Origin of the sequence: Brevundimonas bullata (assembly GCF_003350205.1) — a bacterium.
Taxonomy (GTDB): domain Bacteria; phylum Pseudomonadota; class Alphaproteobacteria; order Caulobacterales; family Caulobacteraceae; genus Brevundimonas; species Brevundimonas bullata.
The window spans coordinates 40994-58429 of record NZ_QLLC01000007.1 but is presented as its reverse complement, the minus strand read 5'-3'; the positions used below and the strand labels follow the sequence as shown (position 1 = coordinate 58429).

Genomic DNA, 17436 nt, shown 5'->3' with positions numbered 1-17436 from the left:
ATTAGCCGTCTTCGGTATAGAACAGCAAGGTAAAGGCGGCGAGCGCCGTCAACACAGGCGGCAGCCAGGCCGCCAGGAAGGGCGGCACGACCTCGGCCGAGCCCATGGCCGAGGAGAACTGGTTCACGAAGAAGAAGGCGAAGCCTAGCACCACGGCCGCCACCGTCATCTTGGCGAGATCGCCCAGACGCATGAGGCGCAACGAGAAGGCCGCCGCCAGAATCGACATGGCGGCGAACATCAGCGGCGTGGCCAGCAGTTGTTGCAGGCGCAGACGGTAGGCGGTCGAGGCGAAACCGGCGTCCTCGATTCGCTGGATCTGGTTCGGCAGCGACCAGAAGGGCGTCGACTGCGGGCGGGCGAAGCGCTGGAAGGCTTCTTCGTCGGCCAGGTTCGAGGGCAGGTCCAGCGTGGCGTAGCGCACCGCGCGTTGGCCCGTCTGGGCGCCTGTGGCGTCAGTCAGGCGCCAGCGTCCGGCGGTCAGCGAGGCCGTGGTCGCGTCGATCCGCTCGGTGAAGGTGCGGCGACCGTCCGCGGTGGTGGTGTAGATGAAGAAGCTGGCGTCCAGCAGGCGACCGCTGGCGGGGTCTTGCTGTGCGCCGCGAATGATCATCTGCCGATTGGCGTCGCCTTCGCGCAGCCAGACGGCTTGCTGGGCGTCCGTGCCGGGGGTGGAGCCGGAAATCCGCCCGCGCTCAAGCTGCCACAAGCCGTCGCCCGCCGCGGCCATCGGGCCGAAGACGGTGACGGTCAGCACGCCCAGCACCAGGGCGGCGGCCGCCGCCGGCAGGACGAAGCGCCAGGCCGATATGCCCGCCGCCCGCATGGCGATCAGCTCGCTGCGCCGGTTCAGCCCGACAAAGGCCGCCAGCGTTCCGAACAGGAAGACGAAGGGCAGAAGCTGGACGATCACGCTGGGCGATTTCAGCAGCACCAGGCCGAAGATGCGGGCGCCGGACAGTTCGCCGGACGAGTTCAGCCCGCGCGACACCTCGACGAAGTCGATCAGCATCACCAGGGCGGAGATGATGGCCAGGGCGACGGCCAGGGCGCGGAACTGCTGGACCAGAACATAGCGTTCGATGCGGCCGAGACGGAGCCTCATGCGAACCTCGCCTTGAAACGTTCATAGGGCGCCCAGACGCGCCGTCGATGCGGCTTCAGCGCGCGGAACAGCAGGCGCAGGGCCACGAAACAAGTGGCCAGCGGCAGCAGGTATTGCAGCAGGTTCAGCGCGCCGTTCCAGGCGCTGGCCGCGACCAGGCCGTAGCCGACGACGCGCACCACCAGGAAGACGCCCGCGGCCTTGGCGATGCGGCCGCTGTATCCCGTGCGGCTGAACGATCCGCCGAGGATGGCGGTCAGGGCCAGGGCCATGGCCGCCAGGGCGTAAAGCGGCGAGGCCAGCCGCGAATGGGCCTCGGCCAGCAGTTCGCCGCGCGTCCCGGCGCTTTCCAGCAGGGCGGGCGTGGGGTTGAACAGTTCGGTCAGCCAAAGGTCGGACGGCTTGAAGCGGATGCGCTCGGTCGTCTTGGTATAGGGCGACAGGTCGAAGACCTGCTGGTCGAAGGACAGCTGGTTCAGCACGTCGCGCGACGAATAGCGCTGCATCGAGCCGTTCTGCATGGTCAGGACCGGCACCCCGTCGATGCGGCCGAAGCGGGCGGTTTCGGCGTCCCAGGTGGTGACCGTCTTGCCGTTGTCGAGATAGACGAACAGGTTCTTCAGCAGGCCGTTCTGTTCAATCTGCTGCACATAGACGGTCAGGCCGCCTGGCCCCTGGACGAAGCGGCCTTCCTCGACCAACAGGGCGGCCAGGTCGGTGCGGATGGCGAAGGCCTGACGCCGCGCCTCGCGCTGGGCCCAGGGCTGGACGAAGACATTGGTGATCAGAGCGACGACGGCGACGATGACGGCGATCTGAACTGCAGGTCGGATCAGCGACCAGCGGCTGACGCCCGCAGCGTAGGCGGCGGTCAGCTCCTGCTCGCGTTGCAGCCGCGTCAGGGCGATCAGGGCACCGACGAACAGGCCGATGGGCAGGATGACGGCGATCAGTTGCGGCAGGGTCAGCAGGGTCAGCTTGGCCATGACCCAGATGCTCTGGCCGCGCTCGACGATGACCTCGAGCTGATCGAGGCTCTGGCTCAGCAGGCCGATTCCGGCCAGCGCCGCGCAGGCCGCCACGACAGGCAGGCCGATCTGGCGGAAAAGGTAGCCTTGAATCAGCGTCATGATCGGGAAAAAGCGTTTCGGGGGGCGAGCGAGTTGCAGCCGCGAGCGATGCGGGCCATGTAATACACATCCGGACGCAGCGGCGAAACTGCTGGTGCGTCCATGTCCGATTCAAGCACGACCGGGGCACAAAACCTCGGCCTGGAGTAGATTTCATGAAAATCGAGTTCGTCGCTTCCCCCAGCGCCGCCGAAATCCTTGCCGTCCTGGTCCATGACGGCCGTGCGCTGGCCGGCACGGGCTCGGCCCTCGACGCCGCCGCGTCGGGCGCTCTGACCAAGGCGATGACGAACAGCCGCTTCACCGGCGGCGCCAACAGCAGCCTGATGGTTGCGGCCCCGGCGGGAGTCGACGCCAACTCGGTGCTGCTGGTCGGTGCAGGCGCGGCGGACAAGTTCGACGATCTGGCGGTCGAGACCGCCGCCGCCGCCGCCTATCACGCGTCCAAGCTGTCGGGCGCCGAAGTCCTGACCATCGACGCCGCCCACCTGTCGGCCGAGCAGGCCGCGCGCGCCGGTTTCGCCGTGCGCCTGGCCGCCTACCGCTTCGCCAAATACCTGACCAAGCAGAAGGCCGACAAGATTCCGTCGGTGACGACCGTCCGTGTCGTGACGTCTGACGTGGCCGCCGCTGAGGCCGCCTTCGGCCCGCTGTCGGCGGTTGCCGACGCCGTGCTGTTCTCGCGTGATCTGGTCGCCGAGCCCGCCAACGTCCTCTATCCGGCCGAGTTCGCGCGTCGGGTGAAGGAACTGGAGCGCCTGGGTCTGGAAGTCGAGATCCTGGGCGAGGCCGAGATGGAAAAGCTGGGCATGAACACCCTGCTGGCCGTCGGCGTCGGGTCGGAGCGTGAAAGCCAGCTGGCCGTCATCAAGTGGAACGGCGGCAAGGAAGGCGAGGCCCCCATCGCCTTCGTCGGCAAGGGCGTCTGCTTCGACACCGGCGGCATTTCGCTGAAGCCCGCTGACGGCATGGAAGAAATGAAGTGGGACATGGGCGGCGCCGCCGCCGTGGCCGGTCTGATGCACGCCCTGGCGGGGCGCAAGGCCAAGGTCAACGTGGTCGGCGTGCTCGGCCTGGTCGAGAACATGCCGGACGGCAAGGCTCAGCGTCCGGGCGACGTGGTCGTATCGATGTCGGGCCAGACGGTCGAGGTGCTGAACACCGACGCCGAGGGCCGCCTCGTTCTGGCCGACGCGCTCTGGTACACGCAGGAGCGTTTCAAGCCGAAATTCATGATCGACCTGGCCACCCTGACGGGCGCCATGATTGTGTCGCTGGGTCTGGAATATGCAGGCGTCTTTTCGAATGATGACGACGTGGCCAACGCCATTTTGGCCGCCGGTCCCAAGGTCGGCGAAAACGTCTGGCGCATGCCGATCCCGGCGGCCTACGAGCGTCATATCGACAGCCCCATTGCTGATGTGAAGAACATGGGCAACGGCCGCGCCGGGGGTTCGATCACCGCCGCCCTGTTCCTGCAACGCTTCACCAACGGCACGCCGTGGGCGCATATCGACATCGCCCCGACCGCCTGGGTCAAGGACAGCCGCAACCCGACCGTGCCGGACGGCGCCGTGGGCTATGGCGTGCGTCTGCTGGACCGCATGGTCGCTGACAAATACGAAGCCTGATCCGATAAGCTTCTGGGGGTAGAGCCGGGTGTCTGACGCCAAGCCGGAAATCTGGTTCTACCACCTGGAGCGCTCGACGCTGGATCAGGTGCTGCCGGGCCTGCTGGAGAAGACCCTCCAGCGGGGTTGGCGCGCCGTGGTGCGCGGGGCGGCGTCCCACCGCCTCGACGAGATCGACGAACAGCTGTGGACCTACCGCCCCGACAGCTTCCTGCCGCATGGCCTGGCGTCGGAGGCTCACGCGGCCCGGCAACCGATCCTTCTGTCCGAATCGGGTGAGAACCTGAATGCTGCTCAGGCGCTGTTCATCGTCGATGAGTCAGAGCTGGGGGCTACGGAAGGGTACGAGCGGTGCTTCATCATTTTCGACGGTCGGAACGAACAGGCCTTGCAGCAGGCGCGCGAGCGCTGGCGCACGCTGAAAACTGCCAAGGCCAATCTGGCCTATTGGAAACAGACGGACGAAGGGCGCTGGGAAAAGGCGGCCTGATCGTTCTGGGGCTGCTGGCCATCGCCGGCTGCTCGTCCTCGTCGCCGTCGACGCGCCCCTCGGCGCCGGCCATTGTTGAACAGGCGCGCCAGAGCCAGCCGGTCGGCACACGCATGCCTCAGAACGACGCCGACGTCTGCAAGGCGGGCGAGCTTCAGTGGCTGGTCGGGAAACCGAGAAGCGAGATCCCCGTTCCGGTGGATGTGGTGAACCGTCGCGTGGTGTGCAGCACCTGTCCTGTCACTGAAGACTATTCGCCTTACCGACTGAATATTTTCTATAATCAGCAGACCGGCATCGTCGAGCGCGTGAGCTGCGGCTAGGCCGAAACGGAGAGACGCCATGAAGACGATTCTGATGCTGACGGCATTTGCCGGCGCCGTGGCGCTCTCGGCCTGTGCGCCGAGCATGACCGCCCCCGGCGGCGAGCCGACGCCCGTCATGTGCAAGGCCAGCGACTATCAGGAGTATGTCGGGCGCAATCGCTCGACGATCCCGACCGCCCCGGCGGGCCGCATCTTCCGCGTCCTGTGCAGCAGCTGCGCCGCGACCATGGATTACCGCGATAACCGCGTGACCTTCACCTATGACGATACGACCAATGTCGTGACGCGCGTTTCGTGCGGATGAGGGCGTTTCTGATCTTGGGGGTGGCGTTCGTCGCCCTTGGGGCCTGCGCTCCCAAGACGGTAGAGCCGGTTGATCTGGCCCAGCGTTGTGATTCAGCGGCGGGCCAGTCGCTGATCGGCAGCCACGTCGGGGCGGTGGATTTCGCATCCAACGCCAATGTTCGGATCATCTGCACGACCTGCCCGGCCACAACGGATTATCGGGCCGAGCGAACCAATGTCCGCTTCAACGAGAAGACCGGGATCATAGAAAAGGTCGATTGCGGCTAAGGCTGTCTGCGACCTTCCGACGACGCGGGTTCAGGGGGCTGGGCTGAACGGATCGTCATCCCGGAAGCGGCGAAGCCGCTATCCGGGACCGCAGGATGCTCTGATGTCTGCGTCCTGGGCGGTCCCGGCTCTGCGCCTCGCTCCGCGAGGCTTCGGCCGGGATGACGTCCTTCGTTAGCGTTCAAGGCCGTAGAGGGCGTCGGCGATGTCCTCGACCTTCTGGCGCACCACGGTCTCGGCGTCGCGCAGACCCCGATTGTAGAACAGCCTGCCTATGTCGCGTTCGATGAACTCGACCAGCATTTCCGCGGGCAGTTGGCCCGCCTCGATGTCCATTTCCTCGCGCAGATAGGTTCGCAGGCGGCTGGCGGCCTCCTGCATTTCGTCGCGGGTCAGGGCCGAGGGCTGGGCCTTCTTGCTCATCAGGACACGGCGGCCAAGGCTTCTTCGGCCTCGACCCAGGCGGCCTCGGCGGCGTCCAGATCGGTCTGAGTCTTGGCGCGGGCGCGCGTCAGGCCTTCCAGCGCCTTGGGGTTCGACACGGCGGCGTTGGCCAGGTCGTCGTCGATGCGGGCGACCTCGGCGCTCAGGGCGGCCATGCGCTCTTCGGCCTTCTTGACCGCATGACGCAGGGTCGAGGGCGAGGGGCCTGATTTCTTGTCGTTCTTCTTCTTGCCGCCTGGAGCGGGGGCCGCGGCTGCGGCCTCCTGCTTGATCTGGCTGGGCTTGACGGCGGCGGCCTTGGCGCGGTCGAGGACGAACTTCTGATAGTCGTCCATGTCGCCGTCATAAGGCTTCACCGTGCCGTCGGCGGCCAGCCACAGGCGGTCAGCGACCATCTCCATCAGCGAGCGGTCGTGGGTGATCAGGATGACGGCGCCGTTGTAGTCGTTCAGCGCGTCCAGCAAGGCGCGGCGGCTGTCGATGTCCAGGTGGTTGGTCGGCTCGTCGAGGATCAGGACGTGGGGCGCATCCATCGCCACCATGTTCAGCAGCAGACGGGCGCGTTCGCCGCCCGATAGGCTCTCGACCGTGGTTTCCTGCTTTTCGTAGCCGAGGCCGAACTGGGCCAACTTGGAGCGACGGCTGCTTTCATTGGCGTCCGGCATGGCCCGGCGGATGATTTCCAGCGGGGTGTCGGTCGGGTCCATGGCTTCGATCTGATGCTGGTGGAACCAGCCCACGCGCATCTTCTTGTCGCGGTGCAGTTCGCCCTCGGAGACGTTCAGGGCGCCGGCGATCATCTTGGCGAAGGTCGACTTGCCCGCGCCGTTGACGCCCAGCAGACCGATGCGGTCGTCCAGGTCCATGCGCAGGTTCAGGTTGCGCAGGATGGGCTTGCCGGTCTCATAGCCGACGTTGGCGCGTTCCAGGCGGATCAGCGGCGGCGCCAGGGGGCGCGGCGGCGAGGGCAGGGTGAAGGGGGCGACGCGTTCCTCGATGGTGGTCGAGACGGGCTCCATCTTCGCCAGACGCTTCATCCGCGACTGTGCCTGGGCGGCCTTGGAGGCCTTGGCCTTGAAGCGGTCCACGAAGGCTTGCAGGTGAGCGCGCTCGGCGTCCTGCTTGGCCTTGGCCGACAGTTGCAGACGGGCCTTCTCGGCGCGCGCCTTTTCGAACATGTCGTAGCCGCCGGTGTAGAGCTCCAGCTTGCGGTTCGCCAGGTGCAGGGTGTGGGTGCAGCTGTTGTTCAGCAGTTCGCGGTCATGGCTGATGATCAGGGCCGTGTGCGGATATTTCTGCAACCGGCTTTCCAGCCACAGGGCGCCTTCCAGGTCGAGGTAGTTGGTCGGTTCGTCGAGCAGCAGCATGTCGGGCTCGGAGAACAGGGCGGCGGCCAGGGCCACGCGCATCCGCCAGCCGCCCGAGAACTCGGACATGGGACGCTGCTGGTCCTCCTGGCTGAAGCCCAGACCGGCCAGGATTTCGCTGGCGCGGGCGGGAGCTGAGTCGGCGTCGATGTCTATCAGGCGCGCCCAGATCTCGCCCATTTCCTCGGGCGGAGCCGTTTCCAGCCGGGTCAGCAGGGTGTGGCGCTCCACATCGGCTTCCAGAATTGTGTCCAGCACGCTGTCGGGCGTGGCGGGGTGTTCCTGATCGACCGAGCCGACGCGGGCGGTCTTGGGCAGGCTGACCTCGTCGCCGTTGGCGGCCAGTTCGCCCAGAATCAGCTTGAACAGGGTCGACTTGCCGATGCCGTTGCGGCCGACCAGGCCGACCTTTGCGCCGGGCGGAAGGCTGACAGAGGCGTCGTCGAGGAACTGGCGGCCCCAGGCGTTGAACGTCAGGTTGGTGATCTGGAGCATGGAAAACGACTGACGTTGAGGTGGCGGTTGGAAAGCGGGGAGGGCGCCGCTATAAGCCCGCGACCCTCAAACTACCAAACCGCAAAGAGTCTTCCCATGACCGAACGCACTTTCTCGATCATCAAACCCGACGCCACGCGCCGCAACCTGACCGGCGCGATCAACGCCGTCATCGAAGGCGCTGGCCTGCGCATCGTCGCTCAGCGCCGCATCAAGCTGACCGAAGAACAAGCCAAGAAATTCTACGAAGTGCACGCCGAGCGTCCCTTCTACGGCGAACTGGTGTCGCAGATGATCGCTGAGCCGGTCGTCGTGCAGGTGCTGGAAGGCGACAACGCCGTCGCCAAGTACCGCGAAGTCATGGGCGCCACCAACCCGAACGACGCCGCCGAAGGCACGATCCGCAAGCTGTTCGCCCTGTCGATCGGCGAAAACTCGGTCCACGGTTCGGACTCGCTGGAAAACGCCGGCATCGAAATCGCGCAGTTCTTCACGGACGCCGATATCGTTGGCTAAATGTTGAGCGGCCGCCTAGCGCGGCCTAGCTCTGCAATAAAGCGGCCCGCCTCCGGAACCGGAGGCGGGCCGTTTCGTTTTCACGGTCCTGTTACCTGTTTAGCCATCAAGGAAGACCGCCATGAAGACGATCCTCAAACTGGCTCCGGTTATCGGCCTCGCAGGCCTGCTGGCCGCTTGCGGCACGACCACGGAACAACGCGCCGCCACGGGGGCCATCGGCGGCGCAGTCGCCGGTCAGGCCATCGGCGGCAATACTGGCGCAACCGTCGCCGGCGCCGCCATCGGCGCGATCGGCGGTGCTGTGACCACGCCGAAGAAGCCGAACTGACCTTATCCGGGCGTCCCCGGACACAAGAACGGCGTCAGCTGCGAAGCTGACGCCGTTTTCGTGTCCGATAGGACCGAGCCGCTTACCAGATGCGGGCGCGGCTTTCCGGGGCGATGTACTGGGCCTGATCCGGGGTCACGCCGAAGGCGGCGTACCAGGCGTCGATGTTGCGCGGCGGGGTCGAGGCGCGGGCGGCGCCCGGCGAGTGCGGGTCGGTCGTCAGCTGCTCCTTCAGCGCCGCCTCACGCGACTTCTCGCGCCAGACCTGAGCCCAGCCGAGGAAGACGCGCTGTTCGCCGGTCAGGCCGTCAATGACGGGCGCCGGCTGGCCGTTCAGGCTGCGATGATAGGCGTCCAGCGCCATCAGCAGACCGCCGAGGTCGGCGATATTCTCGCCCATGGTCAGCTCGCCGTTGATGGGCGTGCCGGGAATGGGCTCCTGAGCGTCGTAGATGGCGCCCAGGACCTTGGCGCGTTCCTCGAAGCGGGCGGCGTCTTCCGGCGTCCACCAGTCGCGCAGGACGCCGTTGGCGTCCGACTTGCGGCCCTGATCGTCGAAGCCGTGGGTGATCTCGTGGCCGATGACGGCGCCGATACCGCCGTAGTTGACCGCCGGGTCGGCCTTCGGGTCGAAGAAGGGCGGTTGCAGGATGGCGGCCGGGAAGACGATCTCGTTGCGCGGCGGATTGTAATAGGCGTTCACCGTCTGGGGGGTCATGCCCCATTCCAGCGGATCGACCGGCTGGCCGATCTTGCTGCGCTTCCAGGCCCAGTCGAAGGCCGAGGAGCGTTCGACGTTGCCGTAGAGGTCGCCGGCCGACAGTTCCAGGCCGTCATAGCTGCGCCATTTCTCGGGATAGCCGATCTTGACGCCGAACTTGGACATCTTGAGCAGGGCCTGCTCGCGCGTCGGCTCGCTCATCCAGTCCAGCTTCTTCAGGCGCTCGGTCATGGCGGCGCTGAGGTTGGCGACCAGGGCCTCCATCTGGGTCTTGGACGAGGCGGGGAAGTGCAGGCGCACATATTCCTGGCCCAGAACCTCGCCCAGCTGGCCGTCGACGAGGGCCACGCCGCGGTTCCAGCGCGGACGGTTCTCGGGCTGACCGCGCAGGGTCTTGCCGCGGAACTCGAAGCGCGAATCGACAAAGGCGTCGGACAGGTAGGGGCCGGCCTGATCGACGATCTGGAAGGCTTCCCACGCTTTCAGCGTGTCCAGCGAGGTGTCGGCGAAGACCTGGGCGATGCCGGGGAAGGCGGTGTTTTCCATCAGGACGATGTTTTTCACGTCGCCGATCTGGGCGCCTTGCAGGAAGGCGGTCCAGTCAAAGCCGGGGGCCAGCCGGGTCAGGTCGGCGGTCGGCGCCGGGTTGTAGATCTTGTCGATCTGGCGACGCTCGACCGTGGTCCAGTGCTTTTCGGCCACCTTGGTTTCGAAGGCCAGGATGTCGGCGGCGGCCTGGGCCGGGCTGGACCAGCCGGCGGCCGTCAGGGCGCGCGTGATGTAGGCGACATAGGCCTCACGCTGTGGCGCGAAGTCGGCCTTCAGGTAGTAGTCGCGGTCAGGCAGGCCCAGGCCCCCCTGGCCCATATAGGCCGAGTTGAGGTTGGGGTTCTGCAGGTCTTCGAACACGTCGACGCCGAACAGGGAGCCGCCGAAACCGGCGTGGCTTTCGCCCATCAGACGAGCCATGCCGCTGTGGTCGGCGACGGCGCGGACGGCGGCCAGGTCAGCGGCGAGCGGCTGGGCTCCCAGCTGGTTGACGCGGGCCTCGTCCATGAAGCTGGCGTAGAGGGCGCCGACCTTTTGCGCATTGGCGTTGGTCGGGGTGGCGGCGCTGGTCTCGATGATGGACTTCAGCTGGCTCTGGGCGTTTTCGTACAGGACGTCGAACGGGCCGAAGCGGGCCTTGTCCGCAGGGATCTCGGTATCCCGTAAATAGGTTCCGTTGGCGTATGCGTTGAAGTCGTCGCCCGGCTTCACGGTCAGGTCGCGACCGTTCAGGTCAAAGCCCCAGGGATGGATCTGCGGCGCGTCAGCGGCGGCGGCTGGCGCGGCGTGGCCGGCGTGGGCGTTCTGGGCGGAAGCGGCTTGGGCGGAGAGCGCGAAGGCGAGCGCCAGGCCGGCGGCGCCCATCAGGCGGGTCTTGGACATCGGGTCTTCCCATGTGGAAACAGGCGAGCGGTCGCCGACCATGTCAGGTTTGGCCGGGCCGATCTTGACGGGGAAACTGCTCCCGCCTGCGACCGGCTGTCGCATTAAAAATCGTTAAGGTTGGGCTTGGACCTGACGGGCGACGAATGCGGCCAGCGTCTGCGGATACAGGGCGTGCTCCGCCGCCTTGACCCGTTCAGCCAGGGTGTCGGCGTCATCGCCGGGCAGGATAGCCACGCGGGCCTGACCAAGGGCCGGGCCCTCATCGACGCCTTCAGTGACGACGTGGACGGTGCAGCCCGCCTCAGCGTCGCCCGCCTCGATGGCGCGGGCGTGGGTGTTCAGGCCGGGATAGAGGGGCAGCAGCGAGGGGTGGATGTTGACCATGCGCCCCGCCCATTTCTGCACCAGCCAGGGCGTCAGCAGGCGCATGTAGCCGGCCAGGGCGATGACCTCGACGTTTCGTTCGACCAGCAGGGCGTCGATGGCGCGCTCATGCGCCTCGCGGTCCTTGCCGAACGGCTTGTGCTCGACGGTCAGGGCCTCGACGCCTGCGGCGCGGGCCTTTTCCAGTCCCGCCACGTCGGCGACGTTGGAAATGACCACCACGACTTCATAGGGGGCGTCCGCCGCCTGACCCGCCGCGATCAGCGAGGCCATGTTGGTGCCTGAGCCGGAGATCAGCACGGCCACGCGGGTCTTGGATTTGGCGGTTTCAGTCGGCATGGGGCGGCTCTGGCGAGACAAGAGCGAACGGCCCCGGCGTGCGACCGGGGCCAGATCGTATCACGCGGCTTCCAGTTGTCCGCAGATGAAGGCTTCTTCGCCGGCGTTCAGCAGGGCGGCGAGGACCGGCTCGGCGTTTTCAGGCGAGACGATCAGCATGAAGCCGACGCCGCAGTTGAAGGTGCGGCGCAGTTCGTGGTCGGAAATGCCGCCGACCTGACCCAGCCATTCAAAGACCGGGGGCAGGGCCCAGGCGTTCCAGTCGAACGCGGCTTGCAGGCCCTCGGCGATGCAGCGCGGCGGGTTTTCGATCAGGCCGCCGCCGGTGATGTGGGCCGCGCCCTTGATCAGACCGGCCTTCATCAGCGGCAGGACCGGCTTCACATAGATGCGGGTCGGCTCCATCAGGGCCTGAGCCAGGGTGCGGTCCTTGGCGAAGGGGGCGTCGTCGCCCCAGGCCAGACCGGACTTCTCGACCACCTTGCGGATCAGCGAATAGCCGTTCGAGTGCGGACCGGACGAAGCCAGGCCGATGATGATGTCGCCGGCCTTCTGCTGGTCCAGATAGGGCAGGACCTGGCCGCGCTCGACCGCGCCGACCGAGAAGCCGGCCAGATCATAGTCGCCGCCCGAATACATGCCCGGCATTTCGGCCGTCTCGCCGCCGACCAGGGCGCTGCCCGACTGGCGGCAGCCCTCGGCGATCCCAGCGACGACGCGACGCGCGGCGTCCACGTCCAGCTTGCCCGTGGCGTAGTAGTCCAGGAACATCAGCGGCTCGGCGCCTTGCGCCAGCAGGTCGTTGACGCACATGGCGACCAGGTCGACGCCCACGCCGTCATGACGGCCGGTCTCGATGGCGATTTTCAGCTTGGTGCCGACGCCGTCCGTGGTGGTGACGATCAGCGGGTCTTCAAAACCGGCGGCCTTAAGGTCGAACAGGGCGCCGAATCCGCCCAGCGAAGCCTCGGCGCCGGGGCGGCGAGTCGACTTGGCCAGGGGTTTGATCGCGTCGACCAACATTTCTCCGGCGTCGATATCCACGCCTGCATCGGCGTAGGTGAGGCCGTTTTTCAGGGCTTCGGGGGTGTCGCTCATCGGTCACGGCTCGATATCGGGGGCGAAAATCTGTCGCGGCGCTCTTGCCACAACGGCGTCGCGCGGGGCTATAGCATCGGAATGACGCCAATCACCACCAATGACGCGCTAATCGAGTTCTGTGAACGGCTGGCCAAGGCCCCGTTCGTCACGGTCGACACTGAGTTCATGCGCGAAACGACCTACTGGCCCAAGCTTTGCCTGATCCAGGCCGCTTCGCCGACGGACGCCGCGATCATCGACCCCTTGGCCGAGGATCTGGACCTGGAGCCCTTCCTCGCCCTGCTGCGCGACGAATCGATCCTCAAGGTCTTCCACGCCGCCCGCCAGGACGTGGAGATCTTCAACCGCCTGGGCGCGATGCCCAAGCCGATGTTCGACACCCAGGTCGCCGCCATGGCCGCCGGTTTCGGCGATCAGGTCAGCTATGAACAGCTGGTCCGCCAGATGCTGCGCCAGGAACTGGACAAGGGCAGCCGCTTCACCGACTGGGCGCGCCGCCCGCTGTCGGACGCGCAACTGGTCTATGCCCTGGGCGACGTGACCCATCTGGCCGCCCTCTATCCCAAGCTGCGTGATCGACTGCAGAAGGAAGGTCGTCTGGACTGGGTCATGTCCGAAATGGGCGCCCTGACCGATCCGGCCCTCTATGACACCACGCCCGAGAATGCGTGGAAGCGACTGAAGCCCAAGAAGTTCAGCGCCAAGTATCTGTCCGCCTTTGTCGCCACGGCTGTCTGGCGCGAACGCGCGGCGCAGGAACGCGACCAGCCGCGCGGCCGCATCCTGAAGGATGAGGGCATCGATGAGATCGCGACCCAGGCCCCGACCGATCCCGAGGCTTTCAACCGTCTGCGTTCGGTGCCCAAGGGCTTTGGCGGTTCGCGCCTGGGCATCGAACTGGCCGCCGAACTGAAACGTGTTCTGGCCGACCCGGAAGCTCATGCGCCCAAGCTGGAGCGTCCGGCGCACAGCCAGCCGGCGCCGCCCTCGGTGGTCGAACTGCTGAAGGTGCTGCTGAAGGCCAAGAGCGACAACGCCGGCGTGGCCACCAAGCTGATCGCCAACGTCGCCGATCTGGAAAAGATCGCCAACGACGACAACGCCGACGTCGAGGCCATGAAGGGCTGGCGTCGTCAGCTGTTCGGCGAAGACGCGCTGAAGCTCAAGAAGGGCGAGATCGCCCTGGTGCTGAACGGCTCGCGGGTCGAAGTCGTCGAAATCGAAGGCTGAGTTTCGGAACCAGCGAAGAAGAGGCCGGCGGAAACGCCGGCCTCTTTCGTTTGGACGTCAGTGCGGCGTCGCTTCCTGCATCTTCAGCCCCAGTCCCATGGCCTCGGCCAGGGCCTTGGCGCGGCGGCGGGTCTGCTCGCCCAGCAGCATGTCGGCATAGCCGTCGGCTGCGGTGATGCGCAGCGCGCCTTTCTCGACCGTGGCGGCGGCGTTGGCCAGGAGCTGCGGCGAGCGGCCCGACAGATCGCAGGCCAGGCGCATGGCCAGGCCCAGGGCGCGGGCGCGCTTCTGGCCCGTTTCCGACAGCAGGCGATCGATAGCGCCCGGCGAGGGCGTCTTGGCCTCGCCGCCATAGCGGGCGTTCATGGCCACGGCCAGGAAGGCGCGTTCGGCGTGGGTCTGACCCGGAATGGGCGAGCGCAGCACTTGATTAAAGACCAGATCGACCCGATGGTCAGGATGCAGGCGCGCGCCGAGGTCGGCCAGGCGGCAGACCGACGAGGTCAGAACCGCGTCGCGTTCCTCGCCAAAGGCCTCGGGCATGGCCGAGACGACGGGTTGCAGCCAGCCGTCCAGAGCGCGCGGCAGGGCCGGGTCCACGCCTTGCCGACCGCCCCAGGCGGAGCAACCGGCCAGCAAGGGATCGACCGCCGCCATCTCGGGCGACAGACCGGCGTAGAGCAGACCCTCGCGCACGCCCCAGGCCGAGAATGTTACGGACTTCAGACCAAGCGCGTCGATCAGGCCGTCCAGCACCAGGGCGGCGTAAGGCAGGGTCTCGGCCCGGCGCTTGGACACGCCCGGCAGTTTCTCCAGCGAGGCCCTGGACTGACGCGCCACCAGACGGGTCAGATCGCGCACGTCGGCGGCGGTCATTGCGTATTCGTGGACGATCCGTAGCGGATGCTCGGTCATGGCCATGTGCATCTGGGCCAGGCTGCGCCAGGCCCCGCCGACAGCGTGCAGGTCGGTCGTGGCATAGACGTCGGCGACCGGGGCCAGGCGCCTGGCGATGCGGGCGCGCAGACGCTCGACATCGAACCCCTTGGGGTCGGCCAGGGAGAACGGCCCCAGCGGCAGGGTCACGCCCTTGTCCAGCGGACGGTTGCGGCCGCCGTTGCCGATTCGGGTCAGTTCCAGGCTGGCGCCGCCCATGTCGGCGGCCACGCCGCTTGAACCGGGCGCGCCGGCCAGGACGCCGAGCGCGGAATAGCGGGCTTCTTCCTCGCCGCTGAGGACGCGGACCTGCAGACCTGTCTCGGCGGCCACGCGGGCGCAGAAGTCGGGTCCGTCCTCGGCCTCGCGCACGGCGGCGGTGGCGGCGATGATGGTCTGATCCGGCTGGACGCCCTCGATCACGGCGGCGAAGCGGCGCAGCGCCGTCATGGCCGAGACCACGCCGGGGACGGACAGGCGTCGGGTGGCGGCCAGATCACGGCCCAGGCCGGCCAGGACCTTTTCGTTGAACATGGTCCAGACCGCCCGGCCTTCCAGCCGGTAGAGCACCAGACGGACCGAGTTGGAGCCGATGTCGATGACCGCGATCTGACGCGACGGGTATTCGGCCTCGACGCCCATCAGCGCTGCTTCCGGGGCTTGAGACCCGAATAGGACAGGGCGCCGGGCAGGGTCTTCACCTTGCGGCCGCGTCCCGAAAGGCTGGGATTGGTCATGAAATACTTGTGGGCCGAGAAGGGACGTTCAGGACCGGAGGGCGTGACGCGACGATAGGTTCCGTCAGCCTCCAGCACCCAGCTCTGGGCGTCGTCCTTCAGGTTGGCGACCATGATCTGATCCAGCACCTGATCGTGGACGGTCGCGTTCAGAATCGGCGTCATCAGTTCGACCCGGCGATCCAGATTGCGCGGCATCCAGTCGGCGGACGAGATGTAGAGGCGGGCCTTGTTGCTGGGCAGGTCGTGGCCGTTGGCGAAGGCGATGATGCGGCTGTGCTCCAGGAAGCGGCCGACGATGGACTTGACCCGGATATTCTCGGACAGGCCCGGCACGCCGGGGCGCAGGCAGCAGATGCCCCGGATGACCAGTTCGATCCGCACGCCCTGTTGGCTGGCCCGGTAAAGGGCGTCGATAATCTCGGGATCGACCAGGGCGTTCATCTTGGCCCAGATGGCGGCGGGCTTGCCCTTGGCGGCGGCGGACATCTCCTTGCCGATCATCTCGATCAGGCTGGTCTTCATGTTCAGCGGCGAGACGACCAGGGCCTCCAACTCGTCGGGTGCGGCATAGCCGGTGATGTAGTTGAACACCCGCGTGGCGTCGCGGCCCAGCACGGGCTCGCAGGTGAACAGGCTGAGGTCGGTGTAAATCTTGGCCGTCGTCGGGTGATAGTTGCCGGTGCCGAAGTGACAGTAGGTGCGCAAGGCCTCGCCCTCGCGTCGGACCACCACGCTCAGCTTGGCGTGGGTCTTCCACTCCACGAAGCCGAAGACGACGTGGACGCCGGCCCGTTCCATCTGCCGCGCCCAGCGCAGGTTGGCTTCTTCGTCAAAGCGCGCCTTCAGCTCGATCAGGGCGGTGACGTTCTTGCCGTTCTCGGCCGCCTCGATCAGGGCGGCGACGATGGGGCTGTCCTTGGAGGTGCGGTACAGGGTCTGCTTGATGGCGATGACGTTGGGATCGCGCGCGGCCTGTCGCAGGAACTGGACCACTACGTCGAAGCTCTCGAACGGGTGGTGGATCAGCATGTCCTTTTCGCGCACCGCGGCGAAGATGTCGCCGCCGTTATCGCGCACCCGCTCGGGATAGCGTGGTTCATAGCCCTTGAACTTCAGGTCAGGGTGGCCGCCGGTAATCAGTTCGGCCAGTTGCGCCAGCCCCAGCATCCCCTCGACCAGAACCACGTCCTGAGGTTGGGCGTGCAGTTCGGCGATGATGAAGTTGCGCAGGTCCTCGGGCATGGAGGCCTGGATCTTGATCCTGACGACCGAGCCCATGCGGCGCTGCTTCAACGCCTCCTCGAACTCCATGACCAGGTCTTCGGCCTCTTCCTCGATCTCGATGTCCGAGTCGCGGATCAGGCGGAACAGGCCCTTTTCCAGGATTTCACAGCCTGGGAAGAGGTGGTCGATAAACAGCAGAAGCAGGTTTTCCAGCGAGACGAAACGCTTGCGGCCCGGCGCCGAGCGTCCGTCCGTCGCCAGAGGCCAGAAGCGCTTCACCTGGGTCGGCACGGGCACCATGGCGTAGAGGATGCGGTGGTCGCTGTTGCGGCGCAGCTTCAGCGCCAGCGAGAAGCCAAGGTTGGGCAGGAAGGGGAAGGGGTGGGCCGGATCAATCGCCATCGGGGTCAGGACGGCGAACAGTTGATTGAGGAACTCGGGTTCCAGTCGTTCGCGCTCGGTGCGGGTGATCTTGGAGCTTTCGACGACCTCGATCCCTGCGGCGGCCATTTCCTTGCGCAGGACGCGCCAGCGGCGTTGCTGCTCGGCCATCAGGCCCCCGGCGGCAGCGTTGACCTGTTCCAACTGTTCGGCGGGAGTCAGGCCGTCGGGCGAGACGACGCGGACGCGCTCGCGCACCTGACCCTTCAGGCCCGCCACGCGGGTCATGAAGAACTCATCCAGGTTGTTGGCCGAGATCGACAGGAAGCGAACCCGCTCCAGCAGCGGGTGGCCCTCGTTGGCGGCTTCTTCCAGCACGCGCCCGTTGAAGGCCAGCCAGGACAGCTCGCGATTGATGAAGCGTTCGGGCGAGTTCATCAGCGCCTCCGACAGCTCCAGCTGCGGGGCGCGCGACGAGGGGACTTCCTCGCCGGTGGTGTCGACGGCGATGGGCGCGATTTCAGTCATTTGACTGTTG

General features: G+C 66.6%; 17 protein-coding genes. 8 read left to right on the top strand and 9 right to left on the bottom strand.

The annotated features are described in order from the left end of the window. Position 1 precedes the first annotated feature (1 nt). Complete coding sequence (gene lptG / locus DXK21_RS04915; protein WP_114816663.1) at positions 2–1105, bottom strand: LPS export ABC transporter permease LptG; 1104 nt, start codon at positions 1103–1105, stop codon at positions 2–4. Continuing rightward, the gene (locus tag DXK21_RS04910; protein ID WP_114816662.1) at positions 1102–2235 is read right to left on the bottom strand and encodes an LptF/LptG family permease; all 1134 of its coding nucleotides are present in this window, start codon (positions 2233–2235) and stop codon (positions 1102–1104) included. Before DXK21_RS04910 ends, lptG begins: the two co-directional genes overlap by 4 nt. Before the next feature lie 155 nt (positions 2236–2390). On the opposite strand from DXK21_RS04910, the gene DXK21_RS04905 reads away from it, so the two are divergent. Genes DXK21_RS04905 through DXK21_RS04885 form a run of 5 tightly spaced genes read left to right on the top strand, consistent with a single transcriptional unit; the run spans position 2391 to position 5255 of the window. Next, entirely contained in the window at positions 2391–3866 is a 1476-nt protein-coding gene (locus tag DXK21_RS04905) for a leucyl aminopeptidase (protein ID WP_114816661.1), read from the top strand. Between the two features lie 28 nt (positions 3867–3894). Then, the gene (locus DXK21_RS04900; RefSeq protein ID WP_114816660.1) at positions 3895–4356 is read left to right on the top strand and encodes a DNA polymerase III subunit chi; all 462 of its coding nucleotides are present in this window, start codon (positions 3895–3897) and stop codon (positions 4354–4356) included. After that, complete coding sequence (locus DXK21_RS16865; RefSeq protein ID WP_245945107.1) at positions 4314–4679, top strand: hypothetical protein; 366 nt, start codon at positions 4314–4316, stop codon at positions 4677–4679. Before DXK21_RS04900 ends, DXK21_RS16865 begins: the two co-directional genes overlap by 43 nt. 19 nt (positions 4680–4698) lie before the next feature. After that, complete coding sequence (locus tag DXK21_RS04890) at positions 4699–4986, top strand: hemolysin (protein WP_114816659.1); 288 nt, start codon at positions 4699–4701, stop codon at positions 4984–4986. 20 nt (positions 4987–5006) lie between these two features. Continuing rightward, positions 5007–5255 (top strand): hypothetical protein, encoded by a 249-nt coding sequence (locus DXK21_RS04885; RefSeq protein ID WP_162790581.1) that lies wholly within the window; start codon positions 5007–5009, stop codon positions 5253–5255. A 174-nt stretch (positions 5256–5429) separates the two neighbouring features. Here the strand turns inward: DXK21_RS04885 and DXK21_RS04880 are convergent, their stop codons facing one another. Together DXK21_RS04880 and DXK21_RS04875 are read right to left on the bottom strand one after the other, a co-directional pair. Beyond that, a complete protein-coding gene (locus DXK21_RS04880) occupies positions 5430–5678 on the bottom strand; it encodes a DUF2164 domain-containing protein (RefSeq protein ID WP_114816657.1) in 249 nt (82 codons plus the stop codon). Next, positions 5678–7561, bottom strand: a complete 1884-nt coding sequence (locus tag DXK21_RS04875) for an ABC-F family ATP-binding cassette domain-containing protein (RefSeq protein ID WP_114816656.1) — start codon at positions 7559–7561, stop codon at positions 5678–5680. The genes DXK21_RS04880 and DXK21_RS04875 overlap by 1 nt, the downstream gene beginning before the upstream one ends. A 96-nt stretch (positions 7562–7657) precedes the next feature. Between DXK21_RS04875 and ndk the strand changes: the two genes are divergently transcribed. Further along, positions 7658–8077, top strand: a complete 420-nt coding sequence (gene ndk / locus DXK21_RS04870; RefSeq protein ID WP_114816655.1) for a nucleoside-diphosphate kinase — start codon at positions 7658–7660, stop codon at positions 8075–8077. Positions 8078–8198: 121 nt separating this feature from the next. Then, positions 8199–8408, top strand: a complete 210-nt coding sequence (locus tag DXK21_RS04865; protein ID WP_114816654.1) for a hypothetical protein — start codon at positions 8199–8201, stop codon at positions 8406–8408. Positions 8409–8490: 82 nt separating this feature from the next. On the opposite strand, the gene DXK21_RS04860 is transcribed toward DXK21_RS04865, so the two are convergent. The 3 genes from DXK21_RS04860 to purM form a co-directional block, all read right to left on the bottom strand. Then, complete coding sequence (locus DXK21_RS04860) at positions 8491–10560, bottom strand: M13 family metallopeptidase (RefSeq protein WP_114816653.1); 2070 nt, start codon at positions 10558–10560, stop codon at positions 8491–8493. A gap of 114 nt (positions 10561–10674) precedes the next feature. Next, entirely contained in the window at positions 10675–11286 is a 612-nt protein-coding gene (gene purN / locus DXK21_RS04855) for a phosphoribosylglycinamide formyltransferase (protein ID WP_114816652.1), read from the bottom strand. A 60-nt stretch (positions 11287–11346) separates the two neighbouring features. Beyond that, positions 11347–12384: a phosphoribosylformylglycinamidine cyclo-ligase gene (gene purM, locus DXK21_RS04850; protein ID WP_114816651.1), complete on the bottom strand. Its 1038-nt coding sequence runs from the start codon at positions 12382–12384 to the stop codon at positions 11347–11349. Between the two features lie 81 nt (positions 12385–12465). On the opposite strand from purM, the gene rnd reads away from it, so the two are divergent. Beyond that, positions 12466–13617: a ribonuclease D gene (gene rnd / locus DXK21_RS04845; RefSeq protein WP_114816650.1), complete on the top strand. Its 1152-nt coding sequence runs from the start codon at positions 12466–12468 to the stop codon at positions 13615–13617. Positions 13618–13674: 57 nt separating this feature from the next. Here the strand turns inward: rnd and DXK21_RS04840 are convergent, their stop codons facing one another. Both DXK21_RS04840 and DXK21_RS04835 read right to left on the bottom strand, forming a co-directional pair. Beyond that, positions 13675–15195: a Ppx/GppA phosphatase family protein gene (locus DXK21_RS04840; protein ID WP_114816649.1), complete on the bottom strand. Its 1521-nt coding sequence runs from the start codon at positions 15193–15195 to the stop codon at positions 13675–13677. Then, positions 15195–17426, bottom strand: coding sequence for an RNA degradosome polyphosphate kinase (locus DXK21_RS04835; protein ID WP_114816648.1), 2232 nt, complete (start codon positions 17424–17426; stop codon positions 15195–15197). Before DXK21_RS04835 ends, DXK21_RS04840 begins: the two co-directional genes overlap by 1 nt. Between the last annotated feature and the right edge of the window lie 10 nt (positions 17427–17436).

Bases quoted from the DNA above. Each gene is read 5' to 3' on its own strand.
- DXK21_RS04865 (WP_114816654.1), top strand. From the start codon at position 8,199: ATGAAGACGATCCTCAAACTGGCTCCGGTTATCGGCCTCGCAGGCCTG.
- DXK21_RS04860 (WP_114816653.1), bottom strand. From the start codon at position 10,560: ATGTCCAAGACCCGCCTGATGGGCGCCGCCGGCCTGGCGCTCGCCTTC.
- rnd (WP_114816650.1), top strand. From the start codon at position 12,466: ATGACGCCAATCACCACCAATGACGCGCTAATCGAGTTCTGTGAACGG.
- DXK21_RS04880 (WP_114816657.1), bottom strand. From the start codon at position 5,678: ATGAGCAAGAAGGCCCAGCCCTCGGCCCTGACCCGCGACGAAATGCAG.
- DXK21_RS04905 (WP_114816661.1), top strand. From the start codon at position 2,391: ATGAAAATCGAGTTCGTCGCTTCCCCCAGCGCCGCCGAAATCCTTGCC.
- DXK21_RS04875 (WP_114816656.1), bottom strand. From the start codon at position 7,561: ATGCTCCAGATCACCAACCTGACGTTCAACGCCTGGGGCCGCCAGTTC.
- ndk (WP_114816655.1), top strand. From the start codon at position 7,658: ATGACCGAACGCACTTTCTCGATCATCAAACCCGACGCCACGCGCCGC.
- DXK21_RS04840 (WP_114816649.1), bottom strand. From the start codon at position 15,195: ATGGGCGTCGAGGCCGAATACCCGTCGCGTCAGATCGCGGTCATCGAC.
- purM (WP_114816651.1), bottom strand. From the start codon at position 12,384: ATGAGCGACACCCCCGAAGCCCTGAAAAACGGCCTCACCTACGCCGAT.
- DXK21_RS04910 (WP_114816662.1), bottom strand. From the start codon at position 2,235: ATGACGCTGATTCAAGGCTACCTTTTCCGCCAGATCGGCCTGCCTGTC.
- DXK21_RS04890 (WP_114816659.1), top strand. From the start codon at position 4,699: ATGAAGACGATTCTGATGCTGACGGCATTTGCCGGCGCCGTGGCGCTC.
- lptG (WP_114816663.1), bottom strand. From the start codon at position 1,105: ATGAGGCTCCGTCTCGGCCGCATCGAACGCTATGTTCTGGTCCAGCAG.
- DXK21_RS04835 (WP_114816648.1), bottom strand. From the start codon at position 17,426: ATGACTGAAATCGCGCCCATCGCCGTCGACACCACCGGCGAGGAAGTC.
- purN (WP_114816652.1), bottom strand. From the start codon at position 11,286: ATGCCGACTGAAACCGCCAAATCCAAGACCCGCGTGGCCGTGCTGATC.